Raw genomic sequence first — 496 nt, 5'->3', positions numbered from 1 at the left:
GCGAGGGCATGCCATCGGCCCCGGGAAACAGCAGCTTGATGCGCTGGTCCGGTGCCAGGGTGCGCGCCTGGGCGATGTCCTCGCCGGTGAACACCAGGCGGGCCATGGACGGGCTGAGGTGGATGCGCTGCTTGAGCTCGACGTTGATTACCCGGTAGCCCTTTGGCCTGGACCGGTCGATGCCGGTCAGTTTGCGCAAGCCTTGGGTGAGGAGGCCGGTCAGCGATTGAGCGGAAGACATGGGCGGGTACCTGCTGCAAGGGGAGGATAAGGAAGGAACGAAGGATGAGCGGGGTGATTTACTGCTGGCGGCGCCTGCCCAATCACCCTGAGGGGCCCGCAAGCGGGTTGTTCTGGCGCTGTGCGGGGTTAATTTTCCCCGGCCTTCATCCGTTCCGTAGGGATGACCGAGCCAATGCTCGATACCCAACAAGTAAGTACGGATGACTCCCGATGAATGCAGAAGACTCCTTGAAGCTCGCCCGCAGATTCATTG

1 protein-coding gene is annotated in these 496 nt (G+C 62.1%); it reads right to left on the bottom strand.

What is annotated here, in order from left to right:
* The coding region (locus tag F6S12_RS32865; RefSeq protein WP_315870003.1) for a siderophore-interacting protein at positions 1 to 241 on the bottom strand (241 nt) is incomplete at its 3' end.
* Between the last annotated feature and the right edge of the window lie 255 nt (positions 242 to 496).

The organism is Pseudomonas sp. JV245A (assembly GCF_032424515.1).
Taxonomy (GTDB): Bacteria; Pseudomonadota; Gammaproteobacteria; order Pseudomonadales; family Pseudomonadaceae; genus Aquipseudomonas; species Aquipseudomonas protegens.
The sequence above is the reverse complement of the archived record's forward strand: the minus strand, read 5'-3'. Positions and strand labels throughout refer to the sequence as shown.